Here is a 14,386-nt window from a genome sequence, read left to right on the forward strand (position 1 = left end):
TCCAAGGTGATTCTCGGAATTATTCTCGATTCACAAATTCCAGATAACGGCTGCTCAGTTCCTTTACTGCAAGCTCATAAAACTGCTTACCGTGTTCGGGCGTTGCCAGTGCCGGATTTGACCCCATTCTGCCGTCTGGATAGCGACGACGAAAATCGATCGCCCCATAAATTGGCTCACCAGAAGTGACTTCCGAGCTGAGGGTCGCTTGTTTAATCGCATTAGGATACACATACTGCGTCAGGGCAACCTCGCTGGGAGTCGCGTGTGAGCCTTCCTGGTTGCCGTATAGCTCCTGAGCCAGCTTATAGACCGAGCCGCACATATACCAGTTCGCAACGTGACACTGAACGCGATCGGCGTTCGGAAGATTTAAATCCGCTAATACCTGATAGCACTCCGAAAAGGCTGCCTTGAGCGTTGCCACATTGCCGCCATGCCCGTTGATGAAAAAGAATTTGGTGAATCCTGTGCGCACCAGCGAAGTCACGTAGTCTCGAATCACCAGCATCAGCGTACTTGGACGCAGGCTCACTGTTCCAGGAAAGGCAGTGTGGTGAAGTGCCATACCCACGTTGATAGTTGGGGCAACCAGGGCTTGTGTCGCTTCGCCAACGCCTCGCGAAACTGCCTCAGCACAAATTGCGTCTGTGCCAATTAATCCAGTGGGACCATGCTGCTCAGTAGAACCGATCGGAATAATTAGCCCTTGCGACTGCTGAAGGTAGGCTTCTACTTCTTGCCAGGTTGTGAGATGGAGTAACATAACGTCTCCGAAAGCTAAGCTTCTACTGTACTTTAGCCAACGGACAATCGCCCCAGAAGCACCTGTAAAGCGATTATCCCTCTGGATATTAAGCTGAATATTGAGAAGAATGAGCGTAGCGATAGGGGTTAGAGAATGTTTGAAACGTGATACCTGTGACCCAAACCGCTTCCCTAACTCTTCCCTTCCAAGGAAACCTTATTTGCTTTAAAATTCTTAAAGTCCCTTGAAGTTGACTTATTGAAGTTGACCGATTTAGGGGGACAATGCAAGGCCTCTGCGACTCCTTACCCACCCTCTTGGTATTGATCCCCAAACTGATCCCCAGACTGATACCCAAACTTTCTGTAACCTCGTTAAAATAATAGATAAAATTTACGAACTACACCCTGTGGGTGGCAGCGAACTGTAAATTCTAATAAATTGTCAAACTTGCCAAACTCAAACTGTCAGCCTCAGACCTGTCAAGCTCAGACAACGCTAAACCTGTCGGCCTCAGACCTGTCAACGTCAAACTCATCCATCGCGAATCTGTCGATGTCAAATGATCCGATGCCAAACGATCAGCCCCGCTGAATTCAGGTTTAGATTCCAGCCCGTAGCTCAGATTGTGACCAGTCCTTTATTAAAGATTCGACTTGACCCTCCACACCCCCCTTCACAATCCGGTATGCTCAGGCTTTAATTTGCATAAGCTCACCTTTCCCAGAGTGCGATTTTTATTCAACCGTTCCCCCTCATGATGAATCCTAAGGCTCTCTGCAATGTCAACCGTTCCGGGTCTTTTTTGCATCAGCCTCTCTGCCTACGCGATGAACCGTTGACCCGATCGTGCAGCTTGTTTTAGGGCTGCCTGTTCATTGCCATCCTTTGGCTGTTGCAGTGATTCGGACTTGGAATTTGCAGACTTTGATTGCTCAGGAGAAGCGATAAATGCTACACCGCAAGATCTATCAGATCTGTTGTGATGGACGAGAAGTTTGGATCTTTTTGCGGGATCAACAACGCTGGATTGAGCGTGCACGCATTCTCGATATCGAGGGTGACCTGGTGACAGTCCGGTATGAAACCGAAGAAGATGACGAAGTTTGCTCCTGGGAGGAGATGCTTCGCTTAGAGAGTATTGGTTCTGTAATGCAAAAATTGGCGACTGTGCCGCGTGGCGATGTCGAGCCGCTCGTCTCAGAAGACTGCCCTGAAGCAGAGCGCATTCGCAACCATCAGCCTGACAACGAATAGCGCAAACCAACCCTCAAATAATTCAGGATTGTTCAATAATGCCCCTGTCCATCAGGGGTTATTTTTTGTTTTAAATCTTCGCGTTGCTGACCTGGCAGTGCTAATCCGGCGGATGAATTCTGTAAGGATGGTTTACAAACCACCCCTAGCGCAAAACTCCCTATCCGAGAATCCTGTTTCCATTCAGCCATGCCTAAATCTTTATCTCATCTAATTCTCTGTTTTATCTAATTCTTTCTTCTATTTTTTTGTTCTATAAGTATTCGCGCAGAAACTCAAACGGGTCATCTTCCCAGCAAGGTTCGGGGCATCGCCAGTCTAGATTTTGCAAAATATCAGACTCGATCGCTTCAATTTCGTTCTGGTTAAAAAGCTCAGTCAGCACATGCAGATCACGTCCCCGAAGCGGAATTGACTGGGCTGAAATGAACTGTTCCGACGAAGAAGTATTCTCATGAAAGAGTAAGGGACTGCTGGCATCAAGCAGCGAAGGAAGCGGTTCTGGTTTGAAGGGATTGATCGCAGTAGAAGCGTTCGCCGAACGGGTAGCTAATGGCTCTCCATCTTCAAAAGAAACAGGCAGAGTTGGGGGACAAGCGCGAGGGGCAGATGGCATCATGATTGAGTTTAGGGGGCTGAGCAAAACCGAGAACATGGCTTGCAAGCATCTTAAACTGTTTTTGCAAAGAAATGTGAGGGCTAGTACTCAAAAAAGACTGCTCTTGCCTGTGTTTTTACGGAAGGGCTGGGGTTGCGATCGTATCAGCACTGCGCTACAGAACGATCAGCCGCAGCAGGACAAGGGTAAATCCACGGGAATTAGGCGAACTTGAAACACTTCAGCAAAGGCACGGGCAACCTGTTGTCGAACCCGATCGATCTGGATATCGGGAATAAACTCTGCCAGACTTCCCACCGGTCGATCGCCAATGCCGCAGGGAATGATGTGCTGAAATCCTGACAAGTCGGGACAGACGTTGAGTGCGAAGCCGTGCATCGTAATCCAACGGCTTACCTTAATACCGATCGCAGCCACCTTGCGCCCCTCGACCCATACCCCCGTTAGACCTGGAATTCGATCGCCCTGAAGCTGATAAGCTGCTAGCACCCGAATTAACACTTCTTCGAGCTGGCGTAAGTACCAGTGCAAATCCTGCTGATAAAAGCGAAGATTCAAAATCGGATAGCCCACAAGCTGACCCGGACAGTGGTGAGTTACTTCGCCGCCGCGCTCAATCCGAATCACCGGGTAGGGCGAATTTGAGACATCAAACTTCAGAAATTCAAGGCTGGAACCCTGCCCCAGGGTGTAAACAGATGGGTGTTCGAGCAGAAGAAAAATATCATTCTCGGCAGGGTCACTGTGCTCGGAGTTCGCGAATTCGCTTTTATCAGAGCCGCTGACTAAGCGATCGGGCTGCAACCGTTCTTTGATCAATCCGTGTGTGCGTCTTTCAGCAACCCATTTGCGCTGCCAATCCCAGGCAGTTTCATAGGGAACCAGTCCCTGATTGTAGAATAAGCACGGTCTGAGCAACACAGAATTTTTCAAATTCCCGATCTACTAATCTACTGGGTGAACGCAAAATAGATCAACATTAATTAAACAGAAATTAAACTGAGAATTTGTCCGCTCTGGTCAAGAATTATCAACGGATGCAAATGATTTTAAACGAGACTGTTGTCCCCGATACAAGGTGCTAGGGTGAAAGTGTGAACCCAGTTCTCAGGGGAGGAAGCTCTTATATGAAGCTTGTTATCCAGGGCAAAAACATCGAAATTACTGACTCGATTCGTGAATACGTCCATCAGAAAATTGAGAAAGCCGTCAGCCATTATCAGCATCTCACAATGGAAGTGGACGTTCACCTGTCAGTTGCCCGCAACCCCCGGATAAACCCAAATCAGACCGCAGAAGTTACGATTTACGCCAATGGCACAGTTGTGCGTGCTGAAGAAAGCAGTGAAAACCTCTATGCCAGCCTAGATCTTGTCGCCAATAAAATTGCCCGTCAGCTTCGCAAATTTAAGGAAAAACGCTACGAACAGGATCGTGCACCCGTGAAAGCCACTGCGGTGATTGAAGAGAAACCCGTCGCTGCGACTTTGATTGACACCGATCGCACCCCAGAACTACCTGCAGAAGTGGTGCGAATGAAATACTTCGCAATGCCGCCGATGACCATTCAGCAGGCACTAGAGCAGCTTGATCTGGTTGACCACGATTTCTTTATGTTCCGCAACATTGAAACAGGCGAAATCAACGTGATCTACGAGCGCAATCATGGCGGCTATGGCGTGATTCAGCCTCGCAACGGCAACGGTCACACCAACGGCAAATTTGCCGAAATTGCTCATGCTCACCACCCCGAAAACGTAAATAGCAACGGATACGCAAACGGACACACGAACGGAAAAGTAACCCAACCTTAAGGGACTTCACTTCAGTCGAGGAGGGATTGACTTTGATCGAAACCAGAGGACACTAGACTGGAAAGAAATTGTGCAGTCCTAGGTCTACCTATTCCTCCTCCAATTTTTTATGTATACCTACGCTTTTCTGCATACGCCTAAGGCTCCTTTGGTGCTCATTAAGGGCATTAGCGGAACTTTAGAAACCGTGAAAGCCGATCGCCTCTTAGCAGTGGTTGAGCCTGAGCTCACAGTAGACTCTCTGCAAACCAGCGATGAGCAGCTTATGCAGGCAGTCCTGAAGCACGATCGGATTATTTGCGATTTGTTTGCTCAGACAACGGTGCTGCCGCTGCGGTTTGGCACGTATTTTGTCTCGAAAGAAGCACTGCTGGCACATCTCACCGATCGTCAGACTCAGTATCTCGATCAGCTTGCTCGACTGGATGGCAAAGCCGAGTATTTGCTGAAGCTAATTCCAAAACAGGAGCCAGAAACGGTGATCGCCCCGAATCTAAAGGGCAAAGACTATTTTCTGGCAAAGAAGCAGCGCATTCAGGAGCAGGCAGACTGGCAGCAGCAGCAGCAAATCGAGCGATCGAATCTGATGCAGCATTTCACCGAAGCCGGAATTTTGCATCAGGCGGTTGAGAGTCGGGAGGGGATTGAGCGGCTTTATTTGTTGGGAGATCGATCGGGCGAGGAAAAGCTGCGGGGGGTGCTGGCAGGCTGGCAGGCGCAGTGTTTACGCTGGGAGTTAGATTTGAGCGGAGCTTTGCCGCTTTATCATTTTGTTTAACTCTATTTGTTTAGCTCTATCATTTTTTCCAGAACACTTTGTCTAGAACAATGAGCTTCGTTTTCGGCTTTTCAGCCCCTAAATTCCCATTCTGGGGACTCTGAATGTTCTACAGCTTAAATAATCCTTCTTCCTGAGGCGTAATTTCCCCTCTAACAATAATCACTGTACGGTTTGTATTGCGAGCGATCGACTCTGGAATATTGCCTTTGATCACCTGCTGAAGCAGTCCCTCGCGGCTGGCTCCCAGCATAATGACATCGCAGCGTTCGGAGCGCGCAAGGTCAAGAATGGTGTCAGAAATCGATCGTCCACAGAGCGATCGGGCTGTGACCGGGCAGGGGAGTTTGAGCGTGACTTCGGCAAAAAGCTGCTTCAGGTAGGCAGTGTCGTGGCTGGAGGGCGTGTCGTCAAACACTTGACAGAGATGAACATCGGGCTTGGTTGAAAGCATGGTGAGGGTAGGAAGTAACCGCACAGCTTGCTGGGCATTAGGTCCGCCTGCGACAGGAATTAGCCAGCGATCGAATTTGACGATATCGCCGAGCTTCACCATCATCACTTCGCAGTCTGCCTGCCGAATCACGGTGTCTACAATGTTGCCAAACACGCGCCCTGGCGAAGTCGTGCTGCCTTTCCAGCCCATCAGGAGCAGATCGATATGGCGTTCCTCGATCGCTTCTAAAATTGCCTGAGCTGAATCGTGTGCCAGCCGTACCTGCGTATGAATGGGGACTTCTGAGGCGCGTCCGATTTGCTCTGCTCGTTTCAGCAGTTTGCGGCTATTGGTCGTGCGAATGCTGGCTTCTGAAGGCGAAGTTCCACGCGGCACACACACCACCTGAAGACATTCCAGCTCGTAGTCTCGTTCACGGGCGATCGTTGCTGCTAGGCGCAGGAGCAGGGGAGCGGTATGGGGATTGCTAAGCGGTACGAGGAGCCGTCCTTTTCCGGTAGCGGGCGATCGGGTTTGGTAAACCACGTAGGAGGGTTCAGGCTGGGGACCGAAGGATTTATTCTCACCGCTAATCTGGTCTGCTTCGGCACGAATAATATCGGCGCGGGTGATAATGCCGACGAGCTTTTGTCCTTCGGTAACGGGCAGACGGCTCAGCTTAAAGCGATTGAGCAAAAACAAAACGTGGGTGAGGCGATCGGTGGGGGAAACAGTGACGGGCTGCGGGGTCATGATATCGGCGAGTATTGCAGGCTGCCCCGTGGGAGCATGGCGCGAAGCAAAGCTGTTCCCCGCATGGGGTAGTCGGTCTGCCAGGTCGCTCTGGGTAACAATGCCAATGAGTTTGCCGTTCGTCATAACCGGAAAGCCGCGATGGTGCGATCGAGAAAATGCCTGCACGACGTCGGGCAAGCTGAGGCTGCTGTCTAGCGTTTCGACTCGTCGCTGCATCAGGTCGGCTGCTTTTAGCTCTGTCCAGGCTCCGCCCTTGGTAACGTATTTGTCGAGGTGAATGCCGTTCCAGGCGAGTAGGCGCGTGTAAATCGAACCACTGGCAATGCGATCGGTAATCAGGTAGGCGATCACCGAACCGATCATCAGCGGCAGCACTAGATTAAAGTCCGTGGTGATTTCAAAAACGATGACGATCGCTGTAATGGGTCCACGGGTGACGGCACTAAAAAATGCGCCCATTCCTGCCAGCGCATAGGTTGATGGATCGCTAATGCCAGCGGGAAAGCCAAGCGGAATGCCCACCATTGTTTCGAGCGTTTGTGCCCCATAGCCCACCAGATGCCCTAATGCCGCACCCAGCAGCAGAGCCGGAGCAAATAGCCCACCCGGTGTCCCGGCTCCATAGGCCAGCAAAGTCAAGCAGAACTTAATCACAAACGCTAGCAGGGTCAGATGCCAGGGCGCATCGCCCGTACTCAAAAACTCTTGCAGCCCCGAATTATCGCGAAACTCCGGCGGCAAAATCACCACGACTGCCCCTGAAATCAGCCCTGCTAAGCCAATCTTCATTGGCAGGCTCAACCGAGTTCCCCAGGGAAGCTCCCGCCGAAATAGTGCCAGGCTGGCAAAAATCCCCTGGCTAAACAGTCCGCCCAGCAGCCCCGCCAGCAATCCCAAAATCAGAAAAAACGGCACATCCTGAAGCGAAAAGCTGACCTGCGACTCGGTGACGATCGAATTCAGATTCAACCCCTGCCCACCAATTAGCCGCGACACGACCGCTCCAATAAACGAAGCCAGAATCGCCGTCCCCAGCGTCAGCCCGGAAAAATCCTGCAAAAACTCCTCCACGACAAACAGCACCCCGGCGATCGGCGCATTAAACCCTGCCGCCAACCCCGCTGCTGCCCCTGCCGCAATCAACTGTCTGCGATATTCGGGCGACGTGGGAATCCACTGACTCAACTGGGCTGCCAGAGCCGCACCGACCTGCACCGTCGGACCCTGCCGCCCCAGATTTAACCCGGAGCCAACTGCCAGAATTACGCTGACCAGCTTTATCGCCGCCACACGTAGATTAAGAGCGATCGGCACATTTGCCAAAGCCGCTTTCACCTGAGGAATGCCACTTCCTGCCGCTTCGGGAGCCAGCCGCTCGATCAGCCAGCCCGATAACACGCCGCCCACCAAGCCGATCGCAGGCAAAACAAACCAGACAGGCATCTGATAAGACAACTGCACCCGCCAACTGCCTACGAAGCCAATACCCCACTTCAGCACGACAGCAGACAGCCCGGAAACCACCCCGATAACACAGGCTTCAAAAATTGCCAGCTTCGAGCCAGACATCAGGGAGCGAAACCGATTTGGCAGGGTGAGATAGCCCATGTTAGACCGCAGCAGAGGGAAAGCCTAAACTATCCTCATAGTGCCTGATTTATAACGAACTGTAACTATTGACTAGGAGCTAACCTGACGGTATCTTGCCCATTCGCGATCGAGTGCCTGCTGCCATCGAGCAGCAAGTTCTAGATCCGTAAAGGGAACCTGAACAGACTCATTCGAGAGTTGAAACTCGATCGCCACCTGTTTGCTTTTCTCAGGCAAATTCGCCGGGTCGATCGTCTGGTCGTTTGCCTTGAGCCAAATGGCCTGCACTTGCTGGAGCGAAAAGGTTTGCAGGTCTTTCATGCCTTTGCGAGTTGGTTTGCCCCAGGTGATTTCGCTGCCCTTTTGTCCCAAAACCGCGTAGATATCATACTTGGCGCGATCGAATCCCTCCGCCCAGAGTCGATACGCCTCTACTTTTTGATACTCGTTCCATCCTGCCCAGGCTAGCCCGATAAACAGCACCAGCAGCGGCAACCACAATAAACCCCGTTCCATCGCTAAAAACCAATAAAAGAATCAGGCAACGAGCGGCTGACAAATTTCATCTGCCAGGACTAGCTCTTCGGCGGCGATCGTCTGAATCGCTTGCTTCATAACCGTCTCTGGGTCGTGACCCTGTTCAATTTGCTTTAGCCATCGCTGTGCCTCGTTGCCTTCACGCAGGATTTTCTTCAGTGGCAGCAGGAAGCAGCTAAATCCCCCCTGTTTTGCCGTTCCCCAAACTTCCTGATACAGCTCCTCGATCCAGTCTCGTGCCAGAATTGTCCGCCCATCGCGCCAGTGTCGCAGTTCGGCATCGAGGCTGAGTTTGGCAGCGGCGGTTTCGTTGGCATCGGTAAGAGCGACCAGGGCTTCGGCTCGATCGCTAGCAGGCAAAAGGCTGGATTGAAGCGGGTCGAGTTCGGGGTGCTGAGCAATCTGGAGTATCCTTGCCTCTAGCAGTGCCGTGAGCGCGAGCAGGGCGATCGGGTCGGTCATCAAATCGCAGATTCGTAGCTCCAGACGGTTAAGGCTGTAGGGACGATGATCGCCATTCGGGCGCACCGAAGACCAGAGATGACGGACATTTTGCATCGTGCCTTTTTCAAGCTGTGCTTCAGTCCAGTCGATATAGTGGCGATGGCTTTCAAATAAAGGCACATGGGCAGGTGTTTTGGGAAACAGTCCCCATCGGGTGGAATGAAACCCCGTGACGTTTCCATCCAGAAAAGGCGAGGCAGCACTGAGGGCAAGATACAAGGGAGCCTCGACGCGCACTAATCGACAGGCTCTCATCAACGTTTCTGGGTCACTAATGCCAATGTTGATGTGAATGCTGGCAGTCACGACCGTTGTGCCGTAGGTCTGCTCGATGTAGCTGTGGTAGGGATTGCCCGGATCAGAGCGATAAAACCGATCGCTCCCTGCCAAAGCCAATGTACTGCCGGGAATCAGCGTGTAGTTGCCCAACTGGTGCAAATAAGCCCGCAGCTGACGACGAGGACGCACCAGCTCACACAGTAGCCGTTCATAACGATAAAGCGGAGCCGTCGTGTATTCCACATTGCGGCTATCTGGTTCGCGGACAAAGCCATGCAAATTAGCCACAATTTTGTCAGACAACCCGACGATTTCGCCATCTGGTGTGCCCGTGTACATTTCCACTTCAAAGCCTTTCGAGAGCATGGAGAAATTGCCTCTAGTCACAGTTCTATTGTCTCGGAAAAGGAGTCGGCTGCATCGTTCTACCGGGGCACTCCGACAGGGGGAAGTCACCAGGCGAATTTGCAGCATGCCCAAGCGGAAGTCCCATTTATGCTGGGAGACTGCTTTGCATTGCCTGCTCAAGCACAGGAAACAGATCAGGCGCAGTAAAGTTATCAATCACCAGAAACGCGCCCAGGTCGTACAGCTTTTGTGGCTCGTGTGTGGATGCAATCCCCACGGTTGGAATGCCTGCGGCAACAGCAGAGCGAATTCCAGAGGGCGAATCTTCAAAGGCGATCGTCTCGCTTGCTGTCACTCCAAGCTGATCGAGCGCAGCCAGATAAGGCATTGGATCGGGTTTACCACGCGGCAGCTCATCTCCCAGCACCACCAAGGGAAATTCGCTGTCCAGGTGCAGAACTCCCAGCATAAATTCCACATTTTCGAGTGGAGCGTTGGTCACGATCGCCCGCTTGAGCTGATGCTGCTCCGTCCATCTCAATACTTCTAGCAGTCCAGGCATGGGCTGAAGCACCGTGGCAGCCTGCTGTCGAAACATCGCTTCTTTGCGTTCACCGAGTTCGTCACCTTCAGCGATCGTCAACTGCGGCAAAATTTCCGGCACAATTTCCTGATTGCGTCTGCCGCTAAATTTAGCGCGATAGGTGGGGCGATCGATCGTGATGCCATAGGAAAGCAGGATCGATTGCCAGTTTTGAAAGTGAACTGGGTCGGTGTCTGCCATCGTTCCATCGAGGTCAAACAGCAAAGCCTTGAGCATGAATTTTTCCTAGGAAACGCTTAAAAAGTCGAGCTATTCCAGCCCCACATTGCCCCTTTTGAATCCGCAAACTCAATATAGGTACGGTTTGCAGGAACACCGAGGCTCTGATGCACTTGGGTGCAAAAATCCTGGCTCATTGCTTTGGTTTGCGTCGGACTCATCGAACCTACACTCTTGATTTCGATGTAGCACGTCGGGTCAGTCGTTCCGGCAAAGGTCATAGACACACCCGACTCAAACGCCGTCATCACGTAGGATTCTGGCTTGCCCAAATGCTTAGCGAGCGCGGCAGACAACTGCTTAAGCAACGCTTCGACCCGGAGGCGATCGGGCGAGTCAACCGAGGTTTGAATTTTGATTAGGGGCATATTGCACAAGTTCCTTTGCGATTGCTAGCCGCCGTACTGCCAGCCTGTGCTTTCCAGCAGCAGCGGATCACCGTCTCGATGCACCCCAGCCGCAATCACCTCACCCACAAAAACGGTGTGATCGCCCTGTTCGACTGACCCCACGACGCGGCATTCGACATAGCCCAGGGTGTCGGAAATAATCGGACAGCCCGTTTCGCCCAGATAGAATTCGACATCTTCAAACTTATTGCCGATCCGTCGCTGAGGCTTAAAAAACTTCTGCGCCAGCTCCTTTTGCCCCGCTTCTAAAATACTGAGCGCAAAAACCTGGCTTGACTTGATCATGGCGTGCGATCGCGAGTCTTGCTTGACACAGTTGATCACAAGCGGCGGTTGAAACGAACCCTGCATCACCCAGCTTGCAGTAAAGCCATTGACCTCTTCACCCTCTTTCACGCCACAGATATAAAGTCCGTGAGGAATTTTCCGCAGTATTGTCTTTTTTGCCTGTTCGTCTAGCAAGGCGGTGTTCTCCGATCGCGCTACATCGGATAGTGTATCGCATTCCAAATCGGGTTCTCAGGGTTCTGTCTAGTTCCGCTAATTGAAACGACCGCCCATTACTGCTCTAATTCCTTGAAGGTGAGAAGCCTTCTCACAGGGGTTGTTGGAGTCATGAGTTTTTTCCCCCTTTAAACTTAAGCAACTTTAAACTTGAGCAACGGAAACAGCACTTACATCCGCATGACGATCGAACAACACTCGCGGACGCAGCAAAATTCGGAACAGCAGCACCAGCGACTCAAATTCGCCCGGAGAGGTGCGGCGTTTCCATTGTCCCGGACGGCAAAACAGCATTTCGACCAGCAATCGTTGCTGAGCCAGCGTCACCTGCTCAAACATGACCCGCACTGCCAGAAAATCCGGCTGCTGCGTTACCTGCACCACGCGGCCGCTGAGGATTAAGTGATGTTCTAGAATCTCGATCGTTACAGGCAAAACTTCGCCTTCATGGGGGATTGGAAAGTCAAGCTGTGTCAGGGCAATTTCTGCTCCGACTTCTGAAATCATCGTTGTAGTTCCCCAAAAGTCCTGCACTATGTTTGTATCTGTCACAGTCTTTGTATCGGTCACAGTGATCCGGGCGGTGCGGTGCAGGTTAAACCATTCATACAAACTGGGGCGCGGCACATCGAGCAAAATCAGCAGCGCGATGCCCAGCATGATCAGGTTATAGCTGCTCCAGATCCAGCCCAAGCCGATGCCTTTTGCCTGAATTGCCACTTCGGGCGGCACGGTATTCATCCAGGCTCCCTTCAACATACAGAGACCAAAGTTGACCCAGAGGCTGACTGCTGTTGCCACAAACAAAATAATCAGGGGCCACGCCAGATTCCAGTTAAACGAAAATCGATCGCTCGATGTGCCCTTAGGCGTGACTTTGAACCCTTTTGAAAACGGATTGAGCATGACCTGAATCACCGTCAGGGCGAGCGGAAAACACAGCACCAGTGAATAGATATCCGAAAGCAGGGCAGAGCGCGATCGATAATTTAGCCAGGAAAAAACTGAAAGCTGCACCAGATAATAAGGCAAAAAGAAATAGAGCAGTTCCGCCGCCGTTGCCCGAAGCGGGATCACCCCCAGAAACGAATAGGCAAGCGGCATCAGCAGAAATCCAACTCTCGAAATGCTGGTAAACCAGTGCAGCAAACCTTCAAGATGGGCAAGCCGCTGAAGCGGATTCAGTCCGGGAATAGTGAGCGGATTGGATTTGATGAAAAATGCCTGAAGCGTTCCCCTTGCCCAGCGCAATCGCTGAACTGCATGGGCGGCAATATTTTCGGCGGCAAGTCCGGCACTTAGCTTTTCGTCGAGATACACCAGGCGATAGCCCTGTGCTGTGAGCCGAATCCCGGTAAAGTAATCTTCGCTCAGTGAATCGGTTACAAACCCTCCGGCACTTTCCAGAGCACTGCGCCGCACCACAAACGAGGTTCCTGAACAGATTACGCTGCCTGCCCCATCGCGAATTGGCTGGATTTGACGGTAAAAAACTTCTTCTTCAGGAGTTAAGACATCTTCGAGTCCCAGATTGCGGGCGATCGGGTCTGAGTTGTAAAAGCTTTGCGGCGTCTGCACCAGCGCGACCTTCGGATTCTGGAAAAATCCCACGGTGCGAACCAGAAAATTTCGCGTGGGCACAAAGTCAGCATCAAACACCACCAGCAGATCGCCACTCGTTTTGCCGATCGCATGATTTAAGTTTCCAGCTTTGGCAAAGCGATTGTCCGGGCGCGTCATGTACTCACAGCCCAACTCTTCTGCCAGCTTTCTGATTTCGGGGCGGCGCGTATCGTCCAGCAAATAGACTTGCTTATTCCCATAGTCGATCGCCTGACAGCCAATTACTGTTCGCCGCAGAATGAATTCTGGCTCATTGTAAGTCGGGATGAAAATATCAACGGTTGGGGTGTATTTGCCCTCAATCACATCCAATGTCAGCCGGTCTGCCTCTCGGCGTCGATCGCGCACCCGCAGCATCAAAAAAAGCTGAATCGTGCTGCTTGTCAGCACCAATAGCTCCAGAAAAAACAGTCCCAGACTAAACACACCATTCAGCGGCGTATCCACATTGAGCGTCGAAAGGGATCGCCACAGCAGATAGCGCAGCGTCAACGCCAGCAAAATTCCCACTACCGTAACCCGCGACCAGTAGCGAGGCTGAGGCGAAACTTTGGTGACTAGCAGGACGATCGCAAACAACGCCACCGTCGGAAACAGCAGATAGCCGCCTGCTACCATCGGCACTTCTAACCAGAGGGGCGGCTGTTCTTGCAGCGTATTGAGCTGAGTAAAAATCCTGCTGACTGTTCCCTGTCCTGCAAACCAGCCTGCCACGATCGCCCCAGAAAACAGCACCGTTCCCAGCAAAATCAGCGTCGTAGTTTGGGGACGAAACGATCGCCGCGAGGCAACAGACGAGGTAATTTGAGTCGAGGGTGGGGTCTGGTCTGCTGAAGTGGTCATCGAGACTCCTTATAAGGAAGTAGGTCTGAGGAAGGCGGTCAGAGACTAGGATTTCGGGCAGAACTCGATCTCAGGTGAACTGTTTCTGAAGCAGTTATTTGCAGTTATTTACTCTGCCAGCGCACTAACTTTACCTTAACGATTACGATCGACGGTGCTAATCAGATTGCCCAAACAATTTCTGAAATCTACTCAATCTATCAACTTTCCTCAGCTTGAAAAAGTTTTGGGCGATAGCAAATCCAATCCAAAACGAGAGATTTGCCGTATGAATTCAAGATACGAGGCGCAAAGGCTGTTAAAGAAATAAAAACAAAAGTTGATTTCTGTTTCTGCTAATTTATGTAGATTGAACTGTAAAAGTTTTTTAGCAACCCCGCTTCCCAGGAGGCGATATGATTTTTGAATGATTTTAGAGAGGAAATCTGTTTCGACAGCACAATCTAGAACAGCGTACTGATGCAAGACAGCAATTCTCACGCCGCTTAGAATGATATTGCCCAGAATTCAATTGCCT

Annotated in this window: 13 protein-coding genes; 3 read left to right on the forward strand and 10 right to left on the reverse strand. The window is 51.4% G+C overall.

The window, feature by feature from the left end; all coding sequences use genetic code 11:
- Nucleotides 1-19: 19 nt before the first annotated feature.
- A complete protein-coding gene (locus NDA02_RS13490; RefSeq protein WP_190790346.1) occupies nucleotides 20-766 on the reverse strand; it encodes a creatininase family protein in 747 nt (248 codons plus the stop codon).
- A gap of 933 nt (nucleotides 767-1,699) precedes the next feature.
- Here NDA02_RS13490 and NDA02_RS13495 point away from each other — a divergent pair.
- Nucleotides 1,700-2,005: a DUF6679 family protein gene (locus NDA02_RS13495; RefSeq protein ID WP_348247649.1), complete on the forward strand. Its 306-nt coding sequence runs from the start codon at nucleotides 1,700-1,702 to the stop codon at nucleotides 2,003-2,005.
- Between the two features lie 253 nt (nucleotides 2,006-2,258).
- On the opposite strand, the gene NDA02_RS13500 is transcribed toward NDA02_RS13495, so the two are convergent.
- Complete coding sequence (locus NDA02_RS13500; protein WP_190792624.1) at nucleotides 2,259-2,624, reverse strand: hypothetical protein; 366 nt, start codon at nucleotides 2,622-2,624, stop codon at nucleotides 2,259-2,261.
- A 165-nt stretch (nucleotides 2,625-2,789) separates the two neighbouring features.
- The gene (lipB, locus tag NDA02_RS13505; RefSeq protein WP_348247650.1) at nucleotides 2,790-3,545 is read right to left on the reverse strand and encodes a lipoyl(octanoyl) transferase LipB; all 756 of its coding nucleotides are present in this window, start codon (nucleotides 3,543-3,545) and stop codon (nucleotides 2,790-2,792) included.
- Nucleotides 3,546-3,751: 206 nt separating this feature from the next.
- Here lipB and raiA point away from each other — a divergent pair, with 206 nt between their 5' ends.
- Both raiA and NDA02_RS13515 read left to right on the forward strand, forming a co-directional pair.
- Nucleotides 3,752-4,438 carry a ribosome-associated translation inhibitor RaiA gene (gene raiA, locus NDA02_RS13510; RefSeq protein ID WP_348247651.1) on the forward strand — a complete coding sequence of 229 codons (687 nt, stop codon included), beginning with the start codon at nucleotides 3,752-3,754 and terminating at the stop codon, nucleotides 4,436-4,438.
- Between the two features lie 109 nt (nucleotides 4,439-4,547).
- A complete protein-coding gene (locus NDA02_RS13515; RefSeq protein WP_348247652.1) occupies nucleotides 4,548-5,216 on the forward strand; it encodes a GvpL/GvpF family gas vesicle protein in 669 nt (222 codons plus the stop codon).
- A gap of 109 nt (nucleotides 5,217-5,325) precedes the next feature.
- Here the strand turns inward: NDA02_RS13515 and NDA02_RS13520 are convergent, their stop codons facing one another.
- The 7 genes from NDA02_RS13520 to NDA02_RS13550 form a co-directional block, all read right to left on the reverse strand.
- Nucleotides 5,326-8,016: a chloride channel protein gene (locus NDA02_RS13520; protein WP_348247653.1), complete on the reverse strand. Its 2,691-nt coding sequence runs from the start codon at nucleotides 8,014-8,016 to the stop codon at nucleotides 5,326-5,328.
- A 72-nt stretch (nucleotides 8,017-8,088) separates the two neighbouring features.
- Complete coding sequence (locus tag NDA02_RS13525) at nucleotides 8,089-8,514, reverse strand: hypothetical protein (RefSeq protein ID WP_190792617.1); 426 nt, start codon at nucleotides 8,512-8,514, stop codon at nucleotides 8,089-8,091.
- A 21-nt stretch (nucleotides 8,515-8,535) separates the two neighbouring features.
- Complete coding sequence (gene gshA, locus NDA02_RS13530; RefSeq protein ID WP_190792622.1) at nucleotides 8,536-9,684, reverse strand: glutamate--cysteine ligase; 1,149 nt, start codon at nucleotides 9,682-9,684, stop codon at nucleotides 8,536-8,538.
- A gap of 127 nt (nucleotides 9,685-9,811) precedes the next feature.
- Nucleotides 9,812-10,486, reverse strand: a complete 675-nt coding sequence (locus NDA02_RS13535) for an HAD family phosphatase (RefSeq protein WP_190792618.1) — start codon at nucleotides 10,484-10,486, stop codon at nucleotides 9,812-9,814.
- Nucleotides 10,487-10,506: 20 nt separating this feature from the next.
- Nucleotides 10,507-10,857, reverse strand: coding sequence for a phenylpyruvate tautomerase MIF-related protein (locus NDA02_RS13540; RefSeq protein WP_190792619.1), 351 nt, complete (start codon nucleotides 10,855-10,857; stop codon nucleotides 10,507-10,509).
- 24 nt (nucleotides 10,858-10,881) lie between these two features.
- The gene (locus NDA02_RS13545; protein WP_190792623.1) at nucleotides 10,882-11,361 is read right to left on the reverse strand and encodes a flavin reductase family protein; all 480 of its coding nucleotides are present in this window, start codon (nucleotides 11,359-11,361) and stop codon (nucleotides 10,882-10,884) included.
- 186 nt (nucleotides 11,362-11,547) lie between these two features.
- On the reverse strand, nucleotides 11,548-13,869 hold the full coding sequence (locus NDA02_RS13550; RefSeq protein WP_348255110.1) for a glycosyltransferase: 2,322 nt from the start codon (nucleotides 13,867-13,869) through the stop codon (nucleotides 11,548-11,550).
- Between the last annotated feature and the right edge of the window lie 517 nt (nucleotides 13,870-14,386).

The organism is Leptolyngbya sp. ST-U4, from assembly GCF_039962215.1.
In the GTDB taxonomy this organism is placed as follows: Bacteria; Cyanobacteriota; Cyanobacteriia; order Elainellales; family Elainellaceae; genus Leptolyngbya_A.